The sequence below is a fragment of the Pseudomonas lundensis genome (genome assembly GCF_002269125.1).
GTDB classification, from domain to species: Bacteria; Pseudomonadota; Gammaproteobacteria; order Pseudomonadales; family Pseudomonadaceae; genus Aquipseudomonas; species Aquipseudomonas lundensis_A.
Window position 1 is genome coordinate 32,002 of record NZ_NQKI01000013.1, and the last position, 26,561, is coordinate 58,562.

Here is a 26,561-nt window from a genome sequence, read left to right on the forward strand (position 1 = left end):
GCTCCTGGAATCAAGTGGTGATCATGAGGTTGACGGGGAAGGAGCCGAGAGCGTCGCTGACCCTTATCGTCTTATTGGTAATGACTACGGGCTGCGCAAAAAATCCATTTAATTTGCGCTGAGTTCCGTCGAACGGTAATTCGATGCGGGTATCTGCCCATATGAGTGGATCTATAAATGGCTGCCCACTTTTTTGAGTGAGTTTTGCGCTTAAGCGGGGCACCACCACCACGGCCCATTGGTCTTGCCAACGGCGTGCGAAGGCCAGCACGTGACCGGCAAGCTCGCCCGTCACGTTCAACGGCTCATAGCTGCCGCGTGCAAACAGCAGGGGATGCTCGGCACGCCGGGCCAGGGCTTTGGCGATGAGGGCCTGCTTGATCGAGCCGCTGCGCCAGTCGTTGAGCTGGGCAGGTGCCTGTGCGTTGACGTCCAGGCAATGCTGACGCAGGGCGAAGTCCACGGCGCGTCGGTTATCCGGGTCCACCAGGCTGAAGTCCCAGAACTCGGTGCCCTGGTAGATGTCCGGCACTCCCGGTGTGGTGAGCTTGAGCAGGCATTGCGCCAGGCTGTTCAACGCGCCCGCCGGGGCCAGACGTTCACTGGCTGCATGAATGTCGGCCCGCAGGGCAGCACCGGCGGGGTCTAACAGCAGTTGCTCAATAAAATGCTGCACTGCGTGCTCGTATGCTTCATTGGGTGCGGCCCACTGGCTGTCGAGTTTGGCCTCACGCAGGGCCTTGAGCTGCCATTGCCACAGGCGTTCGTTGTAACGCGCCAACCCGGGTTGATCGTCGAGCGTGAGCGCCAGCGGCCAGGTGGAGAGCACAATCTGATACAGCAGCAGCTCATCGCCTGCTGAAGGCCCTTCGCGTTGGCCGCGCAGTTGACGGGCCAGCGGGCGCCAGCGGGCAATGCACTGCGCGTAGTCGTCGCTGCGCTCGCTGAGGACGGCCAATCGTGCGCGGCAGTCTTCGCCGCGCTTATGGTCGTGGGTCGCCGTGGCCAGCAGATTGTCCGGGAAATGCTGCAAGCGATCTGCGCAGGCTTGATGAAAAACCTGCGGCGGGGCGCTGAAGCGTTCGGCGTGGAAACCCACATCATTACGCGACAGCAGGGCCCCGTAGCGGTAGAAGGCTGTGTCTTCCACCGCCTTGGCAGCCGTAGGCGAGGTGAGCTGTTGAAACCGTATGCAGGCGCGCTTGAGTAATTTGCGCGAGCGACCGTAGGGCCGGGTGCGCCAGTTATCGCCACCCAACCAGCGTTGCAGGGAGTCGAGCACCGGCCAGTCGGCTTCGCTCAGGTCATTGCGTGCGCCCTCCATGGCGCGGCGAAACACCTCGTCATCTGCGGCACTGCGCCCGGCGGCGTTGATGTAGGTGCGGTACACACTGAAATGCACCACCAGCGCGTGCAACGCTCGGGTAATGGCACCCAGCGTCAGGTCGCGGGTCATCAGGTCATCACGGGCCACGTCACGCAGGGCCAGGGCGACGCGGTCGCAATCGCCCGCCAGCGAACCCTTGAGAATTTGTTGCCGGGCCAGCAGCGCTTGCTCGCGGAAGTCACCGGGCCGTTCGCTGTGCTCGGCCCAAAGGCTGGCCAGCGGCACGGCGCCAGCGGGGTCGTGTTGCAACAGCGACACCTGATCCATGAACTCGTAGCCGGTGGTGCCGTCTACGCGCCAGTCATCGGGCAGGGATTCGTGCGGGCCAAGGATTTTTTCGACATAAATCGGCAGGTGGCGATCCGGTGAGAGCGCGTCCACGCGGCGTCTTAACTTGCGGCAATAGCCCCTGGGATCGGCCAGACCGTCTACGTGGTCGATGCGCAGCCCGTCCACCAGCCCGTCGCGGATCAGCGCGAAGATTTTTTCATGGGTGGCTTCAAAAACGGTGGCCCGCTCGACACGCAGCCCGGCCAATTCGTTGACATCGAAAAACCGCCGCCAGTTGATGTCGTCGGCTGCCGTGCGCCAACTGGCCAGTCGATAGGACTGACGTTCGAGCAGCGCATGCAGGCGTTCTAGGCCGCTGGATTGGCGGGCGTCGAAACACGCCAGTTGCTGCTCGATGGCGGCCCGCACTTCAGGTTGGGCACTGAGCACGGCCAGCTCGGCATGCAGCGGCGCCGCCCGCTCCCGGGGGTTGGCCAAGGGTTGCAGTGCTGTGAACCGTTCACCGAGAAACTGCAGGTCGGGCTGGCCGCTGATCTGCAACAAAAAGCCGTAATCCAGCGGGCAAATCGGGAAGTGGTGATGGCCGTGCTCGGCGTAGAAGCGACCCTGTTGCGCGTCGAAGCGCAGGGGCAGCTCGCCGGCTTTTAACGTGGCGCCGTAGTCGTTACCTAAAAAGGGCAGCAGCAATTGCCCTTCGAGCAACGGGTCGGGCGAGTGCCACTGGATGTCGAAAAACTCGGCATACGGGCTGGCGCGGCCCCAGGCCAGCAGGTCGAGCCACCACGGGTTATCAGCGCCGCCCACGGCCATGTGATTGGACACCACATCCAGAATCAGGCCCATGCCATGGGTGCGCAAGTCGGCCACCAGACGCCGCAAGGCCGCCTCGCCGCCGAGCGCCGGGCTGACTTGTGTGGGGTCCACCACATCATAGCCGTGCATCGAACCTTCGCGGGCCGTGAGCAGCGGCGACGCGTACAGGTGGCTGATGCCCATTCGGGCAAAGTAAGGTACTTGCGCGCGCGCATCGTCCAGGGTGAAGCCCGCATGAAATTGCAGGCGCTGAGTGGCGCGCAAAACCGGGGAACTCAACGTCTGCATTCATCACGCTCCTGCGCTTGCAGGCGCGCACAGGCCAGCAGCTCAAGGCGGCGGGCAACTTCAGGACGGTCGAGCAGGGTCGAGCAGGGTATGTGCAAACGTCGCCGCCAGTTGGGGTGGGTGCTCACGGTGCCCGGCAGATTGGCCTGCTCGACCACCCCCAGCGCATCTTCCACGGGCAGCAACACCAAGGGCGAGCGGGTATGGCCGAGGAAGCGCGCACTGGCGTTGAGCACTTGATCGGCGCCCGTGGCTTCCTCCTGAAAATTTTGCGGATCCAGGCTCAGCGCCTGGTGCAGGCCGTTGCGCTCGTGGGCGCGGTTATCCCGCCAATGGTCTTCGGTTTCGGCGTCCACCAGCCCCAGCTGTGCATTCCAGTCGATATCGCGTTCCTGCCACCAGCCATTGAGGGTGGGCAGGTCGTGGGTACTGGTGGTGGCCAGCGCCGTGTCGGGCCACTCCAGCACCGGCCTGAAGCGGGCGCCATAATCTTGTTCGAACAACAGAATGCGCATACCGAGGATGGCGCGTTCGCTGAGTTTGTCGCGCAGCCCGTCAGGCACTGTGCCCAAGTCCTCACCCAGGACGATGGCGCGATGGCGCAGGGATTCGAGCGCCAGCAAGCGCAGCAGGTCATCGACCGGGTAATACAAATAGGCGCCTTCGCTGGGTGACGCACCCCGCGGAATCACCCACAGCCGTTGCAGGCCCATCACGTGGTCGATGCGCAGGCCACCCGCATGGGCAAAGTTGGCGCGTAGCATTTCGATGAATGCGCGAAAGCCATTGCGCTTGAGGCCATCCGGTGAAAATGCCGAAATGCCCCAACCTTGACCTTTGCGGTTGAGCAGGTCGGGCGGCGCGCCGACGGTAAGCTGCGACAGCAACTCATCCTGTCGGCACCAGGCCTGGCTCCCCGCGCCGTCGGCACCGACTGCCAGGTCCGCGATCAGGCCAATGGCCATGCCTGCATCCCGTGCAGCTTTTTGGGCCTTGGCCAGGCAGCGGGCGATCAACCATTGGCAAAATGCGTAAAAGCCGATGTCGTGGCGGTGTTCTTCAGCAAACAGCAGCAGTGCCGGACTGTTGGGGTCACGCCACTGCTCAGGCCAGTCACGCCAGTCCTGGCTTAAGTGCTCGTTGCGGCGTTGAACCTGCAAGGCTTCAAACCGGCAATGGTTTTCCAGTGATTCGCCGCCGTTGTCGCAAAATTCGTTGAAATCCTCTCGCAACGGCTGTTCGCCGACCACGAAATCTTCGTAGAGGTTGCGCAGCAAGGTGTGCCGCACGCGGGTGGCAGCGGGCCAGTCGATCAGGGGCAACTGTTCCAGACGCTGCCATTCCTCGCGCAGGCCGCTGTCATCAATGGCCTGCTGCACCACGCTGTCGCCCAGCACGCTGGCCGGGGCGGCATATAAATAGTTGAGGAACAAACGGCTGGAGGGTGAATACGGGCTGTAGCGGTCTGGGTCGCAACTGAACATGGCGTGCATCGGGCTGATGGCCAGAGCGTCGGCCCCGCGTTCCCCGGCGGCCTTGGCGAAAGTTTCCAGCGCTTGCGTGTCTCCCAGCCCGCCGTCGCCCGGGCGGAACAGGCTGTACAGCTGCGCGCTTAAGCCCCAGGTGCGCGGCGTGTCGTTGTCCAGCGCATCGGCCATGCTGAAGCAGCGTGCAGGCGCGACCGCCAGTGTGAAATGCTGTTCGCCGACGTGGGCGCGGTGATAGCCCACCGGGATCATGCCGGGCAGGTAAGCATCGGCATCCAGTTCAATGTCCAGTGAACCCCCGGTTTCGAGGTGAACCATGCATTGACTGTGGGGGGAGAAATAGCGAGTCAGGTCCAGGCTTCTGCCCACGTCGGCGGTCAGCAGGGGCGGCAGGCGTTTGTTTTGTTGCTCCAGTTGCAGGTTCAGCAGGCTGGTCTCGATGGCCTCGTCGCTGTCGGCGGGCAAGCCCAACCCAGCGAGCACGGCTTGTAACACGTGGGGTGACACGCGCTGCGGGTTGCCGTTGGCATCCACCCAGTCCACGGCCAGTCCGGCACGGCTCGCCAGTATTTCCAGTTGCGCGTCACTCATAAGCGCTCTCCATCAAGGGCGAAAGGGTCGGTGGCGGCACCAGACTGACCAGCGCGCTGTAAGGCGCCAGCCGCTGATGCTGCTGCACGTCGAGGGTCATATCGGGTGGGGTCTGGAACAGGACAGGTTGGTCAGGGGCTGGCGCGAAGGGCACGTACTGCCCGCTCAGGTTCAGGGTGATGTGCAGGACACTGGCATCGCCCAGCCGCCAGCTGGCGGTGACGGCGCCGTCGGCCAGCACTTTGCAGCCCAACGCCTGGGAACCTTCCAGGCGCGCAATGATCTGTTGGCGACGCACCGCGAGCAGGTGTTGGTACAGCGTGAGCATCTCGCGGCGCGGGCCACGTTCGGGCACACGCAAGTCCGGGCGCGAGCGGGCAAAGGTCTCGGGGTCATTTGGGTCGGCAATCAGCGAGTCCGCGTCTTGCGCGTTGAAGGTGCTGAATTCGGCAAATTCCTTGCGCCTGCCTTCACGCACGGCATCGGCCAATTCGCCGCGGTAATCGGTGAAAAACAGAAACGGCTCGGGCGCGGCACTTTCATCCCCCATGAACAACAAGGGGATCATCGGCGACAAGAGCAGCAAAACGGTGGCGGCCCGCAGGGCTTGCGGTGCACATAAATGGTGCAAGCGTTCGCCGTGTGCACGGTTACCGATCTGATCGTGGTTTTGCAGGAACAGCACAAAGGCGCTGGGCGGCAGATGTGCGCTGGGTTCGCCCCGCGCCGCGCCATGTCGATTGGCCTCGCCCTGAAACGCAAAACCCTCACTCAGGCAGCGCGCCAGCTTGTGCGTCGGGTTGTCAGCGAATTCGGCGTAATACGCGTCGGTTTCGCCAGTCAACAATACGTGCAAGGCGTTATGGGCATCATCATTCCACTGCGCGTCAAAGGATTTTTCCAGCAGGCTGGCCTGGTTGAATTCGTTCTCAAGGGTCAGCCATACATGGCGATCGGGGGCTGTGTGGCGCCGCACCTGATACGCGAGTTCATGCAGAAAGTCCGGGTCGCCAATGGCGTGTACGGCATCCAGACGCAAGCCATCAACGCGGTATTCGAGCAGCCACATCAACGCATTGTCGATAAAGAACTCGCGCACGGCCGGGCGCTCATAATCAATGCTGGCGCCCCACGGGGTGTGGCTGTCCTTGCGAAAAAAAGAGCTGGCATAGTGCGACAGGAAATTGCCTTCAGGGCCGAAGTGGTTGTAGACCACGTCCAGAATCACCATCAACCCCAAGCCATGTGCCTCGTCAATTAGCTGCTTGAGCGCCTGCGGCGAGCCATAGGTGTCGTGCGGCGCATACAGCAGCGCGCCGTCATACCCCCAATTGCGTTCGCCCTGGCATTGCGCGAGCGGCATTAACTCAATGGCGGTAATTCCCATTTCAGCCAGTCGCGGCAGTTGCCGGGCGACGTGGGCATAACCGCCCAGGGCGCCGACATGCAGCTCGTAGATGACGGCTTCCTGCCATGGGCGCCCTTTCCAGTGAGGGTGGCGCCAGTGATAGGCCTGCGGATCGACCACCACGCTCCAGCCCGTCAAACCGCCGTCCTGGGCGCGTGAGGCCGGGTCGGGGACCTCAATATCACCATCTATGTTGAAGCGGTAGCGGGTGCCAGCCGGGCACGCAACCTCCAGCGCGAACCAACCATCGGCCTGAGGAATCAACGGCAAAGAGCGTCCGTCGCGCAGCTCCAGGCTGACGTAAAAAGCATCGGGCGCCCACAGGGTGAAGCGCGTGTGGTGCGCGTCCAGTCGCTGAGCACCATGGGAGCCGTGTTCCACGGTTTTTAAAGGCATCGGTACAAGCCTCGGTTCAGGGTCTGCCGGCTCTGTTCAGGGATTTCACCACCAGTTGTTCATAAAGATGGGCATAGGGTTCCACGGCCTGGCACCAGTTGAAAGGCGCTGACATGGCGCGGCAGCGCATGGCGTTGAGCAGATCGGGGAAGGCGAACACTTTGAACGCGCGGCTCAATGCCTGCTCGTAGCTGTGCACAGTGGATTCGTTGAACAGAAAGCCGGTGATGCCATCTTCAATGGTGTCGGCCAACCCGCCGGTGTTGCGTGCCACGGGCAAGGAGCCATAGCGTTGTGCATACATTTGGCTCAGGCCGCAGGGTTCGTAGCGCGAAGGCATCAGCAGGAAGTCACTGCCGGCAAACATGCGCCGCGCATCGGTTTCATTGAAACCGATGCGCACGCCGATCTGGCCGGGGAAGCGCAGGGCCAGATCACGCATGGCTTGCTCTTCTTCGGGTTCGCCACGGCCAATGATTGCGATTTGCCCACCGTTGGCCACGATGTAGGCCGCCACGCCTTCGGTGAGGTCCAGGCCTTTTTGGTACACCAGTCGCGAGACCACGGCAAATAAAGGGCCTTTGGAAGGGTTCAGGCCGAAGAGTGTGCGCACGTGATCGGCGTTGGTCGCTTTGCCTTGCCATTCGCCAATGGCGAAAGGCGCCATCAGGTGCGGGTCGGTCGACGACTCCCAGCTTTCATCAATGCCATTGGGAATGCCGCTGAGCAGGCCTTGCTGGGTTTTGCTGTCCAGAAAGCCATCCAGCCCGCAGCCAAAGGCCGGGGTGGTGATTTCCTGGGCGTAGGTGGCGCTGACCGTGGTGATGTGGCTTGCATAGGCCATCCCGGCCTTGAGAAACGACAACTTGCCATAGAACTCCATGCCTTCCTGTTGCAAGGCGTGGGACGGGATGCCCAGTTCCGGGCCGCAAGCGAGGCTGACCACGCCCTGATAGGCGAGGTTGTGAATGGTGAACAGCGTCGGGGTACGCTGGCCGCGCCAGTGCATGTACGCCGGGGCCAGACCGGCGGGCCAGTCGTGGGCATGCACCAGGTCGGGTTGCCAGTGGATCTGCGCCAGGTTGGCAGCGATGTCGGCAGCGGCCAGTCCCAGGCGCGCAAATCGGATGTGATTGTCCGGCCAGTCACGGCCATTGTTTGCGCCGTACGGGGTGCCTTCGCGCTCATAGAGTTCGGGGCAGATCAGGACATAAATCACCAGCCCGTCCTTGAGGTCCATGCGCCCGATCTTGCAGGGCGGTAAGGCTGCATGGCCGCCCAGCTCGCCAATCACGTGGATCGGGTTGTCACTGTTCATCACCTGTGGGTAGCCCGGAATCAACACCCGTACATCGTGCAGGTGGCGCATGGCGCGGGGGAGCGCCGCTGAAACATCGCCCAGACCTCCAGTCTTGACCAAGTCGGCCAGCTCGGAGGTCACAAACAAGACTTTCTTTTTGTTCGGATTACTCGGGAGCGCTTGTGCGATCGGTACTGCTAGATTGCCAGCCGGTGTCCGGCCAGCACCGGTTATGACCTCATTGACCAGCGTATTCAGGCAATTCTGTGGGTTTGTCGCAGCAGCACTGATCATGGTGTTCTCCCGTTGTATTTATTGATCTGCCCGACCCATTGTCGGGCTCTTACTCACGTCCTGTGGGCAGGCACAACACTGCTTTGTTGATCGCGGGTTAATGCGCAAAGGGTGAGGAGGGCGTTGCAAGGAATGATCCAGAAATCAAAGACCCTACTTTTAAGCTGACCCAGCGGCATCGCAGAAGGTTCGTTTTTTTTAAAAGCGACACTCCTGTACGGATTACCGACCTCAGAGTGTAGGAGAGAAGCTGAAAATAGGGCGGATGACTGCCTTATGCAGCGTGCGAAACTTCTCTCAAAAATCGGGCTCGCGACTATTGGCGCACAGGGCGAGCCCTAATCCTCAGGCAAGCAGGTGCAGGCCAACGGACATTCAAGGGGTGTTTAAGCGTGTATATGCCGGTCGATGGCGGCTGATCGCTGCCGATGCATGCAGCGTGTAACAGCCATGCGCCTATCGACTGTCGATAGATGCCGTTCTAGCAAGGATCGTCGGTCGACGCCAAGCGCGGGTTAGAACGATTGGGTATTGCTCATAACCAGACGGTTTAAGCCGGTGCGCTAACCGCTCCGCCGGGTTCAGATGCCCGGGCAGGAGCGGGTTAGCGTGAGGAAGGTCAGTTGGCCGGGTAATCGGCCACGATCACATCCTGGCCTTGATGGTTCACGCCGATCACCTGATACGCGTCTTTGCGATCACCCATTTCCATACCGGGAGAGCCTATGGGCATGCCCGGGACGGCAATGCCTTTGAGATCGTCGCGTTTGGTCAGTGCAATCACTTGGTCTGCGGGCACATGGCCTTCCACGAATTTTCCATCAATCACGCCGGTGTGGCAGGAAGCCAGGCGGGGCTGAACGCCGAGGCGCTGCTTGACGCTGCTCATGTCTGCTTCGACATGGTCATTGACCTTGAACCCGTGTTCTTGCAAATGAGAAATCCAGGTTTTGCAGCAGCCGCAATTGGCATCGCGGTGAACGTCAATGGTCAAAGGGTCGGCGGCGTGGGCCATGCCGCTCAGTAACAGGGCCGAGAGTGCGGCAACGCGCAGTGGGGTTTTCATTGGGGTCCTCTTCGCTTATTAAGGCGCACATGCAACCTTGAGAAAATGTCAGCCTGACCGACACCTGCTGTCAGTCAACTGATGGCTGGATGACAGTTTTGTCAGGTTGGGGAGGGTTGCCAAGGATTCAAGGTGCAGTGGGGCGTTTATTGAGTGAAACGCAAGCTGCCGCGAATCCCCCGCACTTCTGGCTCGGTGGCTTTATAGCCCTCGGCGGGCCCAGCGTAAGACAGCGCGTAGGCGTGCGCTTCCCGGGTAGCGGCCACCAGGGTTTGGGTGATGACATGGTTGCCGTTCTGGGTGATTTTGCAGGTGGTTTCGAGCGCGTTCAGGCCCCCCAGCGTGCTGGGGTGGATCTTGTTGCAAGCGCTTTGATAGCCGCCCTTAGCGAAATTTTGCTGCAAGGTTTTGCGCATTTGCAGCAGAACGGCCTCCATATTGACCTGATGCTCGGGCGCCAATGTGGTCTGGGTCAGTTCCATCACCATCAGCGGGTCGCCGTTGGCGTCGTTCTTCACGGCGCGCTGGCGCTGGCCGTTGTCGTCCGGGGCAGGCGGCACGTCTTGAATCTCCCAGCCGGCGGGCCAGGTGATGAGCGTTGCGTCGGCCAGGGCTACGGGCAGGGCGAGGGCGCAGAAGAGTCCGAGCAGTGCTGTGCAGCGGTGCGAGACAGTCATGATGGACACACCTTATGGGCGTATGTTGGGTCGCCAGAGTGTATCAACAGGTGTCTGGACAGTGCGTTGGCATAGCAAATGTTTTTTACCTTTGCTCAGCTAAACCTTTGCTTCTTATGTCTAATCCCGGACAATCGCGCCCTTCTTATGGCTGGGGCGTTGTCTGTAAGGTGTGTTTTGTCCGCCCCGGCCGCGTGGTAACGACCGGCTAGCGGAGATTCGACCGGATGAATGACCAGGCTAATAGCGTCGACGTACGTTTCGACGAGACACCCGCGACGCTCACTCGCTGGAACCGCCAAGACACCACCTGGATGCTGGGCCTGTTCGGCACAGCGATTGGCGCAGGAACACTGTTTTTACCGATCAACGCCGGGCTGGGCGGTTTCTGGCCGTTGTTGATTCTGGCGTTGCTGGCATTCCCGATGACCTTTTACGCCCACCGGGGCTTGACCCGCTTCGTCCTCTCCGGGCGCGAAGGTTCTGACATCACTGACGTGGTCGAGGAACATTTCGGTCTCAAGGCCGGTGCAGTGATTACGCTGCTGTACTTTCTGGCCATCTTCCCCATTTTGCTCATCTACAGCGTGGCGCTGACCAACACGGTCGGCAGTTTCATGCTCAATCAACTGTCTATCACGCCGCCTCCACGGGCGATTCTGTCGCTGGTGCTGATCCTCGGGCTGCTGGTAGTGGTCCGTTGCGGCGAGCAAGTGATCGTCAAGGCCATGAGCATGATGGTCTACCCCTTCATCGTGGCGCTGCTGTTTTTGGCGGTGTTCCTGATCCCGCACTGGAACGGAGGCATTCTCGCCACGGCGAGCACTGTGCCGCAGCCTTCGGCGTTCCTGCACACGCTGTGGCTGGCGATTCCGGTGATGGTGTTTTCGTTTAACCATTCACCGATCATCTCGGCGTTTGCCGTCGACCAGAAGCGCCGCTACGGCGACAACGCCGATGCGCGCAGCTCGCAGATTCTGTCCCGTGCGCACCTGCTGATGGTGGTCATGGTGCTGTTCTTTGTCTTTAGTTGCGTGCTGACCCTGTCCCCGGCGCAACTGGCCGAAGCCAAGGCGCAAAACTTGTCGATCCTGTCGTACCTGGCCAATCACTTCAGCAACCCGACCATTGCGTTCGCTGCGCCGTTGATTGCGTTTGTGGCCATTGCCAAGTCGTTCCTCGGGCACTACATCGGTGCCAGTGAAGGCTTGAAAGGCCTGGTGCTGAAAACCGGCAAGCGTCCCGCGGCCAAAACCCTGGACCGCATGACCGCAGCGTTCATGCTGATCGTGTGCTGGGCGGTGGCGACCCTTAACCCGAGCATCCTGGGCATGATCGAAACCATGGGCGGCCCGGTGATCGCGGCCATCCTGTTCCTGATGCCGATGTATGCCATCCGCCGCGTGCCAGCCATGCGTCAGTACTCGGGCAAGATCTCCAACGTATTTGTGACCGTTATCGGTCTGGTGGCCATCTCCTCGCTGGTCTATTCCCTGGCGCAAACCTTCCTCGCCTGACGGGCGCTGTTGTCACTGCGCCGGTGTGCAGTGACACCCCCTCGTGCACCGCGACGGCGCCTTCAGTGCGCCGTCGATCCCCTCGGGGTCTCAATGCTTGAAAGAGCCTTGACCCGCATCAATATCTGACCTGCAAACACGCCTAGGCTGAAACCTTTCATGCATCGGCAGGAGGTCCTGGATGAGCATTATCGTGACCGGGGCTGCGGGTTTTATCGGCAGCAACCTGGTAAAGGCACTCAATGATCGCGGCGAGCGCGACATTATTGCGGTAGACGACCTGACTGACGGCGACAAGTGCCGCAATCTGGCCGACTGTGATATTGCGGACTACTTCGACAAACGTGATTTCGTGCAACGATTTGCGGACCGCCAGTTGGGCGAGATCCGTGCCGTTTTGCATCAGGGCGCGTGCTCCAGCACCGTGGAAAATGACGGTCGTTTCATGATTGAAAACAATTACCGCTACAGCTGCGCGTTATTGCAGGCCTGTCAGGACCAGTCGATCCCGTTGATCTACGCGTCATCGGCGGCAGTCTATGGCGCCCATCGGGATTTTCGCGAAGTGCGCGACTGCGAGCGGCCACTGAATGTCTATGGGTGGTCCAAAAGCCTGTTTGACCAGAACGTGCGGCAGTTACTGCCCAAAGTCCGCAGTCAGGTGGTGGGGTTGCGGTACTTCAATGTCTACGGCCCCCGCGAGCAGCATAAAGGCCGCATGGCGTCGATGGTCTGGCATTGCTTCAATCAGTACCGCGAGCGGGGCTACGTCGAGTTGTTCGGCGAGTATGGTGACTACCCGGCAGGCGGCCATTTGCGTGACTTTGTGTCTGTGGACGATGTGGTCAAGGTCAATCTTCACTGGCTGGATAACCCGCATGTCAGCGGTATTTTCAATGTGGGCACAGGGCAGGCCAGGGCATTTAATGCGTTGGCGCTAGCAACCATTAATGGCGTACGGGCGGCACAAGACCGTCCACCGCTGACGTTGGAGGCGGCGTTACTGGAAGGGGTGATTCATTACTGTGAATTCCCGGACAGCTTGAAGGGCAAATACCAGGTGTACACCTGCGCCGACCTGATTCAACTGCGTGAGGCGGGATACCGCGAGCCAATGCTGGGACTGGAGGAGGGCGTGGGCCGCTATGTTCAGGCATTGCTGACACCCTAGCGTCCGGTTGCCCCGGGCTGCGGAACAGCGACTGCATGCGCGTGCACCTAAGGTGCAGGGTCAGTCGTCGCTGCCGCACGCCGGGAGCGGGAGCGGGAGCAGCCGCGGGTTATTTACCCGACAACAGGGCTTCCAGTTTTTCCTGATCGCGGGCGAACTGACGGATGCCCTCGGCCAGTTTCTCGGTGGCCATGGCGTCTTCGTTAGATGCCCAGCGGAATTGCGCTTCGTTGAGGATCTGGCGCGGCTCGCCGGGGTTACCAGGGCTCAGTTTGCGCTCCAGCGTGCCGTGTTCCTGAGCAAGCTTTTCAATCAGCTCAGGGCTGATGGTCAAACGGTCGCAACCGGCCAATTGTTCGATCTGGTTCAGGTTGCGGAAGCTGGCACCCATGACCACGGTGTCGTAATCATTGGCTTTGTAGTAGTTGTAGATGCGGGTCACGGACTGAACGCCCGGATCTTCGGCGCCGGTGTAGTCGATGCCGGTGGATTTTTTGTACCAGTCATAGATCCGGCCCACGAATGGTGAGATCAGAAACACCCCCGCGTCGGCACACGCTGCCGCCTGGGCGAACGAGAACAGCAGGGTCAGGTTGGTTTGGATCCCGGCTTTCTCCAGTTTTTCAGCGGCGCGGATGCCTTCCCATGTCGATGCCAGCTTGATCAGTACGCGGTCGCGGCTCACACCGGCCTTGTCATACAGCTCGATCAACTGGTTGGCTTTTTGCAGCAGTGCAGGTTCATCGAATGACAGGCGGGCATCGACTTCAGTCGAAATACGGCCCGGAATCACTTTCAAGATACCGCTACCCACAGACACCGAAAACTGGTCGCAGGCCAGGCCGACATCACCCTTGGCGTAGCTGACGGCGTTTTGCAAGAGTTCGGCATAGCCCGGCATCGCGGCTGCTTTGAGCAGCAGGGACGGGTTGGTGGTGGCGTCTACGGGTTTAAGGCGGGTAATCGCGTCGAGGTCGCCGGTGTCTGCGACCACGGTGGTGAACTGCTTGAGTTGTTCCAGCTTGGAAGTCATGAGCGTGCTCTGTCCGAAAAAGTGTAATGGCTGTACAGATTGAGTGCGTCGTCGATCAAAAGTTCGCAAAACATCAGGTCTGGCAGAATGCCGCCGATGACCCGGGTTATGCAACCGATGTCTGCGCTCAAGCGCCTTTACAGGTGTTCGCAACCCCCCGTTTTAGAGCTTCATTGTGCCCCAGCCTGGTGGGCGTGCTGATTCGTCGCTGACCTGTACCGTCTGAATGGTTTTGCCTGTGGCCTGTTCGACCCGGCGCGCGACCTCCGGGTCGTCGGCGAACGGGATCAAGCTGGCGTCGTCGATATCACGCTCAGTCTGATGCTTCAGGCATCCGCTGATGGCGAAGTAAAGGCCGGTTACCACCAGCATGTTCAGGGCTATTTCTATCATCGTCACCGCTCCGTGCTTGGTGCAGCGCACACCCGCAGGTGTGCGCTGCGTAGGTCAGGCGATTTGTGCCGAGAGCTCGGCTTTTTTGAAGTCAGGGACACGAACGGTGCGCCACACGTTGTAAGCCATCAGCAACATCCCAGTAAGGAAGAATATTCCGCCCACCAGCCGCACCACGAAGCCCGGGTGGCTGGCTTGCAGCGACTCCACAAACGAGTAGGTCAAGGTGCCGTCATCGTTGATTGCCCGCCACATCAGCCCCTGGGTAATGCCGTTGACCCACATCGAGGCGATGTACAGCACGGTGCCGATGGTGGCCAGCCAGAAGTGCAGGTTGATCAGCGCCACGCTGTGCATCTGCTCGCGGCCGTAGAGTTTGGGGATCATGTGGTAGACCGCGCCAAAGGTGATCATTGCCACCCAGCCCAAGGCCCCGGCGTGCACGTGGCCGATGGTCCAGTCAGTGTAGTGAGAGAGGGCGTTGACGGTCTTGATCGCCATCATCGGCCCCTCAAATGTCGACATGCCGTAGAACGCCAGTGACAGCACCAGAAAACGCAGGATCGGGTCGGTGCGCAATTTATGCCAGGCACCCGACAAGGTCATCATGCCGTTGATCATGCCGCCCCAGCTCGGAGCCAGCAGAATAATCGACATCGCCATGCCCAGCGATTGAGCCCAGTCCGGCAGGGCGGTGTAGTGCAAGTGGTGTGGGCCCGCCCAGATATAAAGCGTAATCAGTGCCCAGAAATGCACGATAGACAGGCGATAAGAGTAGATAGGGCGCCCGACCTGTTTCGGAACGAAGTAGTACATCATCCCGAGGAACCCGGTTGTCAGGAAGAAGCCTACGGCGTTATGTCCATACCACCACTGCACCATGGCGTCTGTGGCACCGGCATACACGGGGTAAGACTTGAACCAGTCCACGGGGATGGCCAGGTGGTTGACCACGTGCAGCATGGCGATCACCAGGATGAAGGCGCCAAAGAACCAGTTGCCGACATAAATATGTTTGGTTTTGCGCTGCACTACCGTGGTGAAAAACACGATGGCGTAAGCCACCCACACCACCGTCATCCACACCGCGCCGGTGAACTCGATCTCGGCATACTCCTTGGTCGTGGTGTAACCCAGCGGCAGGGTGACCAGCATGATCACGATCACCGACTGCCAGCCCCAAAACGTGAAGGCCGCGAGTTTGTCGGAGAACAGCCGTACCTGACAGGTGCGCTGCACGGCGTAGTAACTGGCGGCAAACTGCGCGCTGCCGGCAAAGCCGAAAATCACCAGGCTGGTGTGCAGCGGTCGCAAGCGGCCGAAAGTGGTCCAGGGCAGGTCGAGGTTCATGGCGGGCCAGGCCAGTTGCGACGCGATCCACACGCCCATGGCCATGCCGATGACGCCCCACACCACGGTCATGATGGTGAACTGGCGCACGACCTTATAGTTATAGGCCTGCCCGTTTAGTGCTGTGCTCATGCTCAAGTCTTCCACGGTTCAAAGTCCTGCCAGACCCCGTGGTCTGGCGCAGGGTGAACTGTAGGAACCCGACGCAGAACAAAACAGATCCAGAAAAAGTTAAATATTACGGATCAGATTAAAAGGCGTTTTATTGGGCTTGAGTGCGCATCTGATCTGTTTTTTTGCACTTGGCGGTTTTTATCCTGCGTCTGCGCTGTATTGACGCAGGCAAGGCCGTGGTCAGGTTTTTGGAGGCCTGATGACCGCTGTCATGCAAATACGTACGAATGAATGACGGTTTTGCGCGGGTTGGCTATACCTAAAACACCGTGCGCATGCGGTGGCGATTTCTACAGGAGTTTCACCATGAAGTTCGGCTTAATGATCGGTACGTTGTGCCTTGCCTCAATCGGGCTGCTCGGTTGTTCAAGCAATGTGACCCAACCGGATGAGTACTCCGGTTTTTTGAAGGACTACAGTCGCCTCAAGCAAGCCAAATCGCCGTCGGGTGCGGACGTGATGCGTTGGGTTGATCCTCATTTGAAGGCGGGTCAGTACCGCAGCGTGTATATCGAGCCAAGCCAGTTCTACCCGGCCCCCAAGCCCAGTGCGAAGATCCCTCAAAGCACCCTCACGGCCATTACCCAGTATTACGATCAGGCACTCAAGCGTGAGCTGGGCAAGTCGTTGCCGCTGGCCAGCGCCCCAGGCCCGGGTGTGATTGTGGTACGTCCGGCGATTACCGCGGTCAGCAGCCAGACCCAAAGCCTTAAGCCTTACGAGTACATCCCGGTCGCGTTTGTCGCGGCAGCGGTGAGCACGGCCTCGGGTATTCGCGATCAAGAAACGGATCTGGCCACCGAGGCGGTCTTTATCGACGGCGGATCGCAAGCTGTGGTTGCACAGGTGGTGCGCAAAGGCACCGGCAAGCCGCTGGAAAACGACAGCCAGGTGATGAAGGCCGACGACGTGAAAAACGTCATTGATGGTTGGGCAGACGACCTGCACCAATCGTATTTGAAGCTTAAAAAGTAACGTACCTTGTCCAGAACGTGCGGCCAGGCTGGTGCTGAACGATGCACCTGAACCTGGCCGGGCTGTTTTGTAGGCAATTATGCGCAGACTATTAAGATTCGTCTTTTTGTGAAGTGCTGCATGACAATTTGCATGCAGGGCATAGGTCGAGAGTAGGTTTCGTGTTTAACTTCGGCCTCTCCAAAAACCGTCAAGAAGGACATCGTTCATGGCTCAAGTGACGCTTAAAGGCAATCCTGTTCAGGTTAACGGCGAGCAGCCAGCAGTAGGCTCCAAGGCACCGGCGTTTTCGCTGGTAGCGGGTAATTTGTCCGATGTAACGCTGGCAAGCTTTGCCGGCAAGCGCAAAGTGCTGAACATCTTCCCAAGCGTTGATACCCCGACCTGCGCGACCTCGGTGCGCACGTTCAACGCCAAGGCCAATGACATCGCTAACACGGTCGTGCTGTGCATCTCTGCCGACCTGCCCTTCGCGCAGGCGCGTTTCTGCGGCGCGGAAGGTCTGGAAAACGTTCAAAACCTGTCGACCCTGCGTGGCGCAGAGTTCATCCAGAACTACGGCGTGGCCATCGCTGACGGCCCGCTCAAAGGCCTGACGGCGCGTGCCGTTGTCGTGCTGGACGAAAACGACAACGTGCTGCACAGCGAGCTGGTTAAAGAAATCGCTGATGAGCCGAACTACGAAGCAGCCCTGGCTGTTCTGAAGTAAGTTCAAACCTGCACGGCAAAAAACGGCCTGGCACTCGCTGCCAGGCCGTTTTTTTTGCGTCCCGCCAGGTGCCGTCACTCCCTGCAAGCCGTTCAATACGCAGCAGTTAACCCGTCCAGACGTCCCGCTTACGTAAATACCCGGTAAAGAACCTTTTCTTAACGGTCCACACTGCTTATCGTTCAGCCTTCCTGAATAGAAGCCCTCGCGCCCAATGGTTGATCATTCCATGCAATCCACTGTTTCACACAAATCCCGTCGTTGGCTGGTTGGCCTTTTGCTCGTGTTAATCGTCATCGGTCTGTGCTGGTGGCTGTGGCCGACTTCGTCGAAAAAAGAACAGGCTGCCCAGCCTGAGGGCCGTACCAGTAAGTCGGGGATGATGCGTCCGGGGTTTGGCGGTTCGACCCAACCTGTGCCGGTGCGGGTGTCTGACGTGAAGCGCGGGGATTTTCCGGTGTTCTACAAGGCGCTGGGCACCGTGACAGCACTCAATACCATCAATGTGCGCAGCCGCGTGGCGGGGGAACTGGTCAAGGTTTACTTCAAGGAAGGCCAGATGGTTAAAGCCGGCGAGTTACTGGCTGAAATCGATCCGCGCAGCTATCAAAACGCCTTGCTTCAGGCTGAAGGCACGCTGTTGCAGAACCAGGCCCAACTCAAGAATGCTCAGGTCGATGTGCAGCGCTATCGCGGCCTGTATGCCGAAGACAGTATCGCCAAGCAGACGCTGGACACGGCCGAAGCGCTGGTCAGCCAATATCAGGGCACGGTGAAAACCAATCAGGCAGCGGTCAACGATGCCAAGCTCAACCTCGAATTCACCAAGATCCGTGCCCCCATCAGCGGCCGCGTAGGCTTGCGTCAACTGGACGTCGGCAACCTGGTCGCGGCCAATGACACCACGGCCCTGGTGGTCATCACCCAGACCGAGCCCATCGTGATCAGTTTCACCTTGCCCGAGAACGATCTGGCGCTGGTGATTGCGCGCTATCGCTCGGGTGCCAAGCTGCCGGTTCAGGCGTGGGACCGCGGGGATCGCAAAGAGCTGGCAGTGGGCGTGTTGAGCAGCATCGATAACCAGATTGATATCACCACCGGCACCTTGAAATTCAAGGCGCTGTTCGAAAACCGCGACCAGACGCTGTTCCCCAATCAGTTCGTGAACGTGCGCTTGCTGGCAGACACCTTGAAAGATGTGATCCTTGCCCCGTCGGCGGCTATCCAGTTCGGCACCAACGGCTCGTTCGTGTATGCGATGGACGGCGACAATAAGGTCAAGATTCGTAGCGTGAAAGTGGGCGCCACTGACGGTGATGTGACGGTGATCGAGGAGGGGCTTGAGCCCGGCGATCGCGTGGTGCTTGAGGGCACTGACCGCCTGCGCGATGGCGGGGCGGTAGAGGTGGTCAATGACAGCGCCGACGTACCCGCCACCCCGGCTTCGCACCTGCAAGGCGGTGCGGCGGCGGGTGACGCGGCAACGCCTGCTGCCGACGCTGCCAAGACCAAGGCCCACGAATGAATCTGTCGCGGCTGTTTATCCTGCGCCCGGTCGCAACCACGCTGTGCATGCTGGCCATCGTGTTGTCCGGGATCATCGCCTACCGCCTGTTGCCGGTATCGGCCTTGCCCCAGGTGGATTACCCGACCATCCGCGTCATGACGCTGTACCCCGGCGCCAGCCCGGATGTGATGACCAGTGCGGTGACGGCACCCCTGGAGCGTCAGTTCGGGCAGATGCCGGGGCTGACGCAAATGGCGTCCACCAGTTCTGGCGGCGCCTCGGTGCTGACGTTGCGGTTCAACCTCGACATCAACATGGACGTGGCCGAGCAGCAGGTGCAGGCCGCGATCAATGCCGCGAGCAACCTGTTGCCGAGCGATTTGCCAGCACCGCCGGTGTACAACAAGGTCAACCCGGCCGACACGCCGGTACTGACCTTGGCCATTACATCCAAAACCATGCTCTTGCCCAAGCTCAATGACCTGGTCGATACGCGCATGGCGCAAAAGATCGCCCAGATCAGCGGTGTGGGCATGGTCAGCATTGCGGGCGGTCAGCGTCAGGCAGTACGGATCAAGGTCAACCCCGAGGCGCTGGCGGCCAATGGCCTGAATCTGGCGGACGTGCGTTCGCTGATCGGTGCCTCCAACGTCAACCAACCCAAAGGCAACTTTGACGGCCCGACCCGTGTATCGATGCTGGATGCCAACGACCAGCTCAAAACACCGCAGGAGTATGCCGAGCTGATCCTCGCCTACAACAATGGCGCGCCTTTGCGACTCAAGGACGTGGCCGAGATTGTCGATGGTGCCGAAAACGAGCGCCTTGCGGCCTGGGCCAACGAGAACCAGGCGGTCCTGCTCAATATCCAGCGTCAGCCGGGCGCCAACGTCATTGAAGTGGTCGATCGCATCAAGGCCTTACTGCCCAGCATTACCGACAACTTGCCTGCGGGTATTGATGTCACGGTGTTGACCGACCGCACGCAAACCATTCGCGCTTCGGTGCGCGACGTGCAGCACGAACTGCTGATCGCCATTGCCCTGGTGGTGATGGTGACGTTCCTGTTTCTGCGGCGTGCCAGCGCCACCCTCATTCCGTCGATTGCCGTGCCGCTGTCATTGATCGGCACCTTTGGGGTGATGTACCTGGCGGGGTTTTCCATCAACAACCTGACCTTGATGGCACTCACCATTGCCACCGGGTTCGTGGTGGACGATGCCATCGTCATGCTGGAAAACATCTCGCGTTACATCGAGGAAGGCGACAGCCCGATGCAGGCGGCGCTCAAGGGCGCCAAACAGATTGGCTTTACCCTGATTTCCCTGACGCTGTCGCTGATTGCCGTGTTGATTCCGTTGCTGTTCATGGCGGACGTGGTCGGGCGTCTGTTTCGCGAGTTCGCCATTACCCTGGCGGTGGCGATCCTGATCTCGCTGGTGGTGTCGTTGACCCTCACGCCGATGATGTGCGCCCGTTTGCTCAAACCTGAACCCAAGGAAGAAGAGCAGGGCCGTTTCTACCGGGCCAGCGGCGCCACGATTGACTGGATGATTGCGCAATACGGCCGCATGTTGCAGTGGGTGCTCAAACACCAGCCGCTGACGTTACTGGTGGCCATCGGCACGCTGGCCCTGACCGTGTTCCTGTACCTGATCGTGCCCAAGGGCTTCTTCCCGGTGCAGGACACCGGGGTGATTCAGGGTATTTCCGAAGCGCCGCAGTCCATTTCGTTCAGCGCCATGAGCCAGCGTCAGCAGGCGTTGGGCGCCATCATCCTGCAGGACCCGGACGTAGAAAGCCTGTCGTCGTACATCGGTGTTGACGGCGATAACGCCACGCTGAACAGCGGCCGCATGCTGATCAACCTCAAGCCCCACAGCGAACGCAGCGACAGCGCCTCGGACGTGATTGCGCGCTTGCAGCCGCAGATCGACAAACTGGCGGGCATCCGGTTGTTCATGCAACCGGTGCAGGACTTGACCATTGAAGACCGGGTAAGCCGTACCCAGTATCAATTCAGCCTGTCATCCCCGGATGCCGAGTTGCTGAGCACCTGGAGCCAAAAGCTGGTTACCGCGCTGTCCAACCAGCCCCAATTGACCGACGTTGCCAGCGACCTGCAAGACAAAGGTTTGCAGGTGTACCTGGTGATTGACCGTGATGCCGCCTCGCGGCTCGGGGTGACGGTGGCCAACATTACTGATGCGCTGTATGACGCATTTGGCCAGCGGCAGATTTCCACCATCTACACCCAGGCCAGCCAATACCGTGTGGTCTTGCAAGCGCAGGACGGCGAGAAAATCGGCCCGCAGGCGTTGGACCAGATCCATGTCAAAACCACTGACGGCGGGCAAGTTCGCCTGTCGAGCCTGGCTAAAGTCGAAGAGCGTCAGGCGCAACTCGCGGTCTCGCATATCGGCCAGTTTCCGTCCGTTATGGTCTCCTTCAACCTTGCTCCCGGCGTGGCACTGGGGGAGGCGGTTGAGCTGATTGATCAGGTGCAGAAAGACATCGGCATGCCGGTGGGCGTCCAGACCCAGTTCCAGGGCGCAGCGCAAGCGTTTCAGGCCTCGTTGTCGAGCACCTTGCTGCTGATTTTGGCGGCGGTGGTGACCATGTACATCGTGCTGGGTGTGCTCTACGAGAGTTACATTCACCCGATTACCATTCTGTCGACCTTGCCGTCGGCGGCGGTCGGCGCTTTGCTAGCGTTGATCCTCAGTGGCAATGACTTGGGAATGATCGCCATCATCGGCATCATCTTGCTGATCGGCATTGTGAAGAAAAACGCGATCATGATGATCGACTTTGCCCTCGACGCAGAGCGTAATCAGGGCATGGCCCCGGAGCAGGCGATTTATCAGGCGGCCTTGCTGCGTTTCAGGCCGATCCTGATGACCACGCTGGCGGCCCTTTTCGGTGCTGTGCCGTTGATGCTGGCCACTGGCTCGGGTGCGGAATTGCGCCAGCCATTGGGCCTGGTGATGGTCGGCGGTTTGTTGGTGAGTCAGGTATTGACACTGTTCACCACGCCGGTGATTTACCTGTACTTCGACCGTCTGGGCCGCCGCTGGCGCGGTGACGCGGCCGAACCTGAGCAGGCGCCGCTATGAATTTGTCCGGCCCTTTCATCCGGCGGCCCGTCGCCACCATGCTGCTGAGTCTCGCCATCATGTTGCTGGGCGGGGTGAGTTTCGGGTTGTTGCCGGTTTCGCCACTGCCACAGATAGACTTCCCGGTGATTGTGGTGTCGGCCAGCTTGCCGGGTGCAAGCCCCGAGGTCATGGCATCCACGGTGGCCACGCCGCTGGAGCGTTCTTTCGGCGCGATTGCCGGGGTTAACACCATGAGCAGCCGTTCGAGTCAGGGCTCGACACGGGTGATTCTGCAATTTGATCAGGACCGCGATATCAATGGCGCCGCCCGTGAAGTGCAAGCAGCGATCAACGCGTCACGCAACTTGTTACCCAGCGGCATGCGCAGTATGCCGACCTACAAAAAGGTCAACCCGTCGCAAGCCCCGATCATGGTGCTCTCGCTGACCTCGGATGTGCTGTCCAAGGGCGAGCTGTACGACCTGGCCTCAACCATCTTGTCGCAAAGCTTGTCGCAAGTTCCGGGGGTGGGCGAAGTGCAGATCGGCGGCAGTTCGCTGCCCGCCGTGCGTATCGAGCTGGAGCCGCAGTTGCTCAACCAGTACGGCGTGTCGCTGGACGAGGTGCGCAACACCATTGCCAACGCTAACGTGCGACGCCCCAAGGGCGCGGTGTCCGATGGTGAACGCAATTGGCAGATTCAGGCCAACGATCAACTGGAAAAGGCCAAGGATTACGAGCCGCTGATCATCCGCTATCAGGATGGCGCAGCGCTGCGCCTGAGCCATGTGGCCAAGGTTCAGGACAGTGTGGAAGACCGCTACAACAGTGGTTTCTTCAACAATGACGCGGCCGTGTTGCTGGTGGTCAATCGGCAAGCGGGCGCCAACATCATCGAGACCGTAAACGCGATCAAGGCCCAGTTGCCTGCGCTGCAAGCGGTGTTGCCGGCCAGCGTGAAGCTGAACCTGGCCATGGACCGCTCCCCGGTGATCAAGGCCACCTTGCATGAGGCGGAAATGACCTTGCTGATCGCCGTGGCGCTGGTGATTGTGGTGGTGTTTCTGTTTCTCGGCAATTTCCGCGCGTCACTGATTCCTACACTGGCTGTACCGGTTTCGCTGGTTGGCACCTTTGCCATCATGTACCTCTACGGGTTTTCGCTGAACAACCTGTCGCTGATGGCGCTGATTCTGGCCACCGGGTTGGTGGTGGACGATGCGATTGTGGTGCTGGAGAACATCTCGCGCCACATCGATGCCGGGATCGCGCCCATGAAGGCTGCGTACCTGGGAGCGAAGGAAGTCGGGTTCACATTGTTGTCGATGAACGTGTCGCTGGTGGCGGTGTTCCTGTCGATCCTGTTCATGGGCGGCATCATTGAAAGCCTGTTTCGCGAGTTTTCCATCACCCTGGCGGCCTCGATCGTGGTGTCGCTGGTGGTGTCGCTCACCCTGACCCCGATGCTCTGTGCCCGCTGGCTCAAGCCCCATGTGCCGGGCACTGAAAATGCCATGCAGCGCTGGAGCAACAGGCTCAACGAGCGCATGGTCAGCGGCTATGCCCGCAGTCTGGACTGGGTGCTGCGGCACAAGCGGCTGACGCTGTTCAGTTTGCTGGTCACCATTGGGGTGAACGTGGCGCTGTACGTGGTCGTGCCCAAAACCTTCATGCCGCAGCAGGACACCGGGCAGTTGATCGGATTCGTACGCGGGGATGACGGTCTGTCGTTCAGCGTGATGCAGCCAAAAATGGAGACCTTCCGCAAAGCCGTGCTGGCTGACCCGGCGGTTGAAAGCGTCGCGGGCTTTATCGGCGGCAACGGCGGCACCAACAACGCAATCATGATCGTGCGCCTCAAGCCGATTTCGGAGCGCAAGATTTCGGCGCAAAAGGTCATTGAGCGTCTGCGCGAAACCCTGCCTAAAGTCCCGGGTGGGCGCCTGATGTTAATGGCGGATCAGGATTTGCAGTTTGGTGGCGGTCGCGAGCAAACCAGTTCGCAGTATTCGTACATCTTGCAAAGTGGCGACCTCAGTGAGCTGCGCACCTGGTACCCGAAAGTGGTTGAAGCCCTCAAGGCGCTGCCCGAACTGACTGCGATTGATGCCCGCGAAGGTCGCGGTGCGCAGCAAGTTACCCTGGTCGTCGACCGCGATCAGGCCAAGCGCCTCGGGGTGGACATGAACATGGTCACGGCCGTGCTCAATAACGCCTACAGCCAGCGTCAAATATCGACCATCTATGACAGCCTGAACCAATACCGGGTGGTCATGGAGGTCAATCCCAAATACGCCCGGGACCCGCAAACCCTGAATCAGGTGCAGGTCATCACGGCGGACGGGCAGCGCATTCCGCTGTCCACCATCGCTCATTATGAAAACAGCCTGCAAGACGACCGGGTGGAACACGAAGGGCAGTTTGCCTCTGAAACCATAGCCTTCGATCTGGCCAACGGCGTGTCGCTGGAACAGGGCACGGCGGCCATCGAGCGGGCCATTGCCAAACTCGGTTTACCCGAAGACGTGATTGCCAAAATGGCCGGCACCGGCGATGCCTTCGCCGCCACGCAGAAGAGTCAGCCCTTCATGATTCTCGGCGCGTTGGTGGCGGTGTATCTGGTGCTGGGGATTTTGTACGAAAGCTACATTCACCCGCTGACCATTCTGTCGACGTTGCCCTCGGCCGGGGTGGGTGCGCTGTTGAGCATCTACATCACCGGCGGGGAATTCAGCCTGATATCGCTGTTGGGGCTGTTCTTGTTGATCGGCGTGGTCAAGAAAAACGCCATCCTGATGATCGACCTGGCGTTACAACTGGAGCGCCATTCGGGCATGAACCCGCAGGAGTCGATCCGCAGTGCGTGCCTGCAACGCTTGCGGCCGATTTTGATGACCACGCTTGCCGCGTTGCTGGGCGCCTTGCCGCTGATGCTCAGCCATGCAGAAGGCGCTGAAATGCGGCAGCCGCTGGGCCTGACCATTATCGGCGGCCTGATTTTCAGCCAGATTTTGACCCTTTACACCACTCCGGTGGTTTACCTCTATCTCGACCGTGCACGCCGTCGCTTCAATCAATGGCGCGGCGTGCGCACTGATGCAGCCCTGGAAACTCCGCTATGACGTCTCGTTTGCTTACCCTCGCTCCGGCCCTGTCGCCACAACGTTGGGCGCTGGCCCGTGGCTCGCGCCTGCTGGGGCTGGTGTTGTCCGGGCTGTTGCTCAGTGCCTGTGCCATAGGCCCGGACTATCAGCGACCCGAAGCGGCCACACCCGTGACCTTTAAGGAAGCCGCGGGCTGGCGCCAGGCCAATCCCAGTGACGCATTGGAGAGGGGCGCTTGGTGGGAGTTATACGGCGATCCGCAGCTTAACGCGCTGGTGGAAACCCTGAACCGTTCCAACCAGAGCGTGGCGCAGTCCGAAGCGCAGTTCCGTCAGGCTCAAGCCCTGGTGCGCAGCGCGCGTGGTGCGTTCTTTCCCAGCGCCGACCTGAGTGTGGGCAAGACCCGTTCGAGCCAGGGAACCGGCAGTTCCAATTCCAGCCTGACCAGTTCCAGCAGCGGCATCCGCGACACCCTCAACGCGCAAGTCGGCGTGAGCTGGGAGGCTGACGTGTGGGGCAAACTGCGCCGCGGGCTGGAGGCCAACCAGGCCAGCGCCGAAGCCAGCCTGGCCGACCTGGCCGCCATGCGCCTGAGCCAACAGTCGGAACTGGTGCAGAACTACCTGCAATTGCGGGTAATCGACGAGCAAAAGCGTCTGCTTGAAGCCACGGTGCAGGCCTATGAGCGCTCACTGAAAATGAGCGAAAACCAATACCGGGCCGGGATCTCCGGGAAAGATGCGGTGGCGCAGGCGCAAACCCAGTTGCGCAATACCCAGGCCAACCTGATCGACCTGATCTGGCAACGGGCGCAGTTTGAAAACGCAATCGCTGTGCTGACCGGCCAACCGCCAGCCGGTTTCAAACTGGCTGAAATACAGAACGTGCCGGACTTGCCGCGCATTCCGCTGAGTCTGCCTTCGCAATTACTGGAGCGACGCCCTGACATCGCGTCGGCCGAGCGGGCGATCATCGCCGCCAACGCCAATATCGGAGTAGCCAAGGCTGCGTATTACCCGGATTTCAGCCTGAGCCTGCAAGGTGGGTACAGCAGCAGCACCTACGAAGACTGGATCAGCGTGCCCAACCGCTTCTGGTCGGTGGGGCCGAAAATTTCGTTGCCGTTATTCGATGGCGGCCAGCGATCCGCCGAGGTGGATCGCAATGAAGCGGTGTACGACCAGACGGTCGCCAAATACCGCCAGACCGTACTCGATGGTTTTCGCGAAGTGGAAAACTATCTGGTGCAACTAAAAGTGCTGGAGGACGAGGCGGTGGTGCAACGTCAGGCACTGGAGTCGGCCCGCGAGTCGTTGCGTTTGACCCGCAATCAGTACAAGGCCGGACTGATTGCCTATCTGGATGTGGTGGTGGTTCAGGCCACGGCCCTGAATGCGGAGCGCACCATGCTCACGCTGGAGCAGAATCGGTTGCTCGCCAGTGTGAAACTGATTGCCGCGCTGGGCGGTGGCTGGGACGGCAATACCGATCTGAGCGCCCGTGAAAAAGCTGACAGGCCGTAACGCCATTGG

General features: G+C 60.2%; 17 protein-coding genes. 8 read left to right on the top strand and 9 right to left on the bottom strand.

The genetic code is table 11. From position 1 onward, the window contains the following. Positions 1–10: 10 nt before the first annotated feature. From CJF39_RS10370 to CJF39_RS10395, 6 genes are all read right to left on the bottom strand, one after another. Positions 11–2,779: a malto-oligosyltrehalose synthase gene (locus tag CJF39_RS10370; protein ID WP_094993339.1), complete on the bottom strand. Its 2,769-nt coding sequence runs from the start codon at positions 2,777–2,779 to the stop codon at positions 11–13. After that, complete coding sequence (gene malQ / locus CJF39_RS10375) at positions 2,767–4,857, bottom strand: 4-alpha-glucanotransferase (protein ID WP_094993340.1); 2,091 nt, start codon at positions 4,855–4,857, stop codon at positions 2,767–2,769. The genes CJF39_RS10370 and malQ overlap by 13 nt, the downstream gene beginning before the upstream one ends. Continuing rightward, positions 4,850–6,661, bottom strand: coding sequence for a malto-oligosyltrehalose trehalohydrolase (treZ, locus tag CJF39_RS10380; protein ID WP_094993341.1), 1,812 nt, complete (start codon positions 6,659–6,661; stop codon positions 4,850–4,852). Before treZ ends, malQ begins: the two co-directional genes overlap by 8 nt. A gap of 16 nt (positions 6,662–6,677) precedes the next feature. After that, positions 6,678–8,255 carry a glycogen synthase GlgA gene (gene glgA / locus CJF39_RS10385; protein WP_094993342.1) on the bottom strand — a complete coding sequence of 526 codons (1,578 nt, stop codon included), beginning with the start codon at positions 8,253–8,255 and terminating at the stop codon, positions 6,678–6,680. Between the two features lie 619 nt (positions 8,256–8,874). Further along, positions 8,875–9,321: a DUF411 domain-containing protein gene (locus CJF39_RS10390; RefSeq protein WP_094993343.1), complete on the bottom strand. Its 447-nt coding sequence runs from the start codon at positions 9,319–9,321 to the stop codon at positions 8,875–8,877. A gap of 146 nt (positions 9,322–9,467) precedes the next feature. Continuing rightward, positions 9,468–9,998 (bottom strand): DUF4946 domain-containing protein, encoded by a 531-nt coding sequence (locus tag CJF39_RS10395; RefSeq protein ID WP_094993344.1) that lies wholly within the window; start codon positions 9,996–9,998, stop codon positions 9,468–9,470. 227 nt (positions 9,999–10,225) lie between these two features. On the opposite strand from CJF39_RS10395, the gene CJF39_RS10400 reads away from it, so the two are divergent. Together CJF39_RS10400 and rfaD are read left to right on the top strand one after the other, a co-directional pair. Further along, complete coding sequence (locus tag CJF39_RS10400; RefSeq protein ID WP_094993345.1) at positions 10,226–11,515, top strand: serine/threonine transporter; 1,290 nt, start codon at positions 10,226–10,228, stop codon at positions 11,513–11,515. A gap of 181 nt (positions 11,516–11,696) precedes the next feature. Then, complete coding sequence (rfaD, locus tag CJF39_RS10405) at positions 11,697–12,686, top strand: ADP-glyceromanno-heptose 6-epimerase (protein ID WP_094993346.1); 990 nt, start codon at positions 11,697–11,699, stop codon at positions 12,684–12,686. A 109-nt stretch (positions 12,687–12,795) separates the two neighbouring features. On the opposite strand, the gene tal is transcribed toward rfaD, so the two are convergent. From tal to ccoN, 3 genes are all read right to left on the bottom strand, one after another. Next, positions 12,796–13,719 (bottom strand): transaldolase, encoded by a 924-nt coding sequence (tal, locus tag CJF39_RS10410; RefSeq protein WP_094993347.1) that lies wholly within the window; start codon positions 13,717–13,719, stop codon positions 12,796–12,798. A 162-nt stretch (positions 13,720–13,881) separates the two neighbouring features. Continuing rightward, complete coding sequence (locus CJF39_RS10415) at positions 13,882–14,112, bottom strand: hypothetical protein (protein WP_094993348.1); 231 nt, start codon at positions 14,110–14,112, stop codon at positions 13,882–13,884. 54 nt (positions 14,113–14,166) lie between these two features. Next, the gene (gene ccoN, locus CJF39_RS10420) at positions 14,167–15,594 is read right to left on the bottom strand and encodes a cytochrome-c oxidase, cbb3-type subunit I (RefSeq protein ID WP_048376191.1); all 1,428 of its coding nucleotides are present in this window, start codon (positions 15,592–15,594) and stop codon (positions 14,167–14,169) included. A gap of 348 nt (positions 15,595–15,942) precedes the next feature. Here ccoN and CJF39_RS10425 point away from each other — a divergent pair, with 348 nt between their 5' ends. From CJF39_RS10425 to CJF39_RS10450, 6 genes are all read left to right on the top strand, one after another. Further along, positions 15,943–16,611 carry a DUF3313 domain-containing protein gene (locus CJF39_RS10425; protein ID WP_094993349.1) on the top strand — a complete coding sequence of 223 codons (669 nt, stop codon included), beginning with the start codon at positions 15,943–15,945 and terminating at the stop codon, positions 16,609–16,611. A 208-nt stretch (positions 16,612–16,819) separates the two neighbouring features. Continuing rightward, a complete protein-coding gene (tpx, locus tag CJF39_RS10430; protein ID WP_094993350.1) occupies positions 16,820–17,320 on the top strand; it encodes a thiol peroxidase in 501 nt (166 codons plus the stop codon). Positions 17,321–17,534: 214 nt separating this feature from the next. Then, entirely contained in the window at positions 17,535–18,845 is a 1,311-nt protein-coding gene (locus CJF39_RS10435) for an MdtA/MuxA family multidrug efflux RND transporter periplasmic adaptor subunit (protein WP_094993351.1), read from the top strand. Beyond that, positions 18,842–21,943: an MdtB/MuxB family multidrug efflux RND transporter permease subunit gene (locus CJF39_RS10440; RefSeq protein WP_094993352.1), complete on the top strand. Its 3,102-nt coding sequence runs from the start codon at positions 18,842–18,844 to the stop codon at positions 21,941–21,943. The genes CJF39_RS10435 and CJF39_RS10440 overlap by 4 nt, the downstream gene beginning before the upstream one ends. Further along, positions 21,940–25,047, top strand: a complete 3,108-nt coding sequence (locus tag CJF39_RS10445; protein WP_094993353.1) for an efflux RND transporter permease subunit — start codon at positions 21,940–21,942, stop codon at positions 25,045–25,047. The genes CJF39_RS10440 and CJF39_RS10445 overlap by 4 nt, the downstream gene beginning before the upstream one ends. Further along, the gene (locus CJF39_RS10450; protein ID WP_170942669.1) at positions 25,044–26,552 is read left to right on the top strand and encodes an efflux transporter outer membrane subunit; all 1,509 of its coding nucleotides are present in this window, start codon (positions 25,044–25,046) and stop codon (positions 26,550–26,552) included. The genes CJF39_RS10445 and CJF39_RS10450 overlap by 4 nt, the downstream gene beginning before the upstream one ends. Positions 26,553–26,561: the final 9 nt, after the last annotated feature.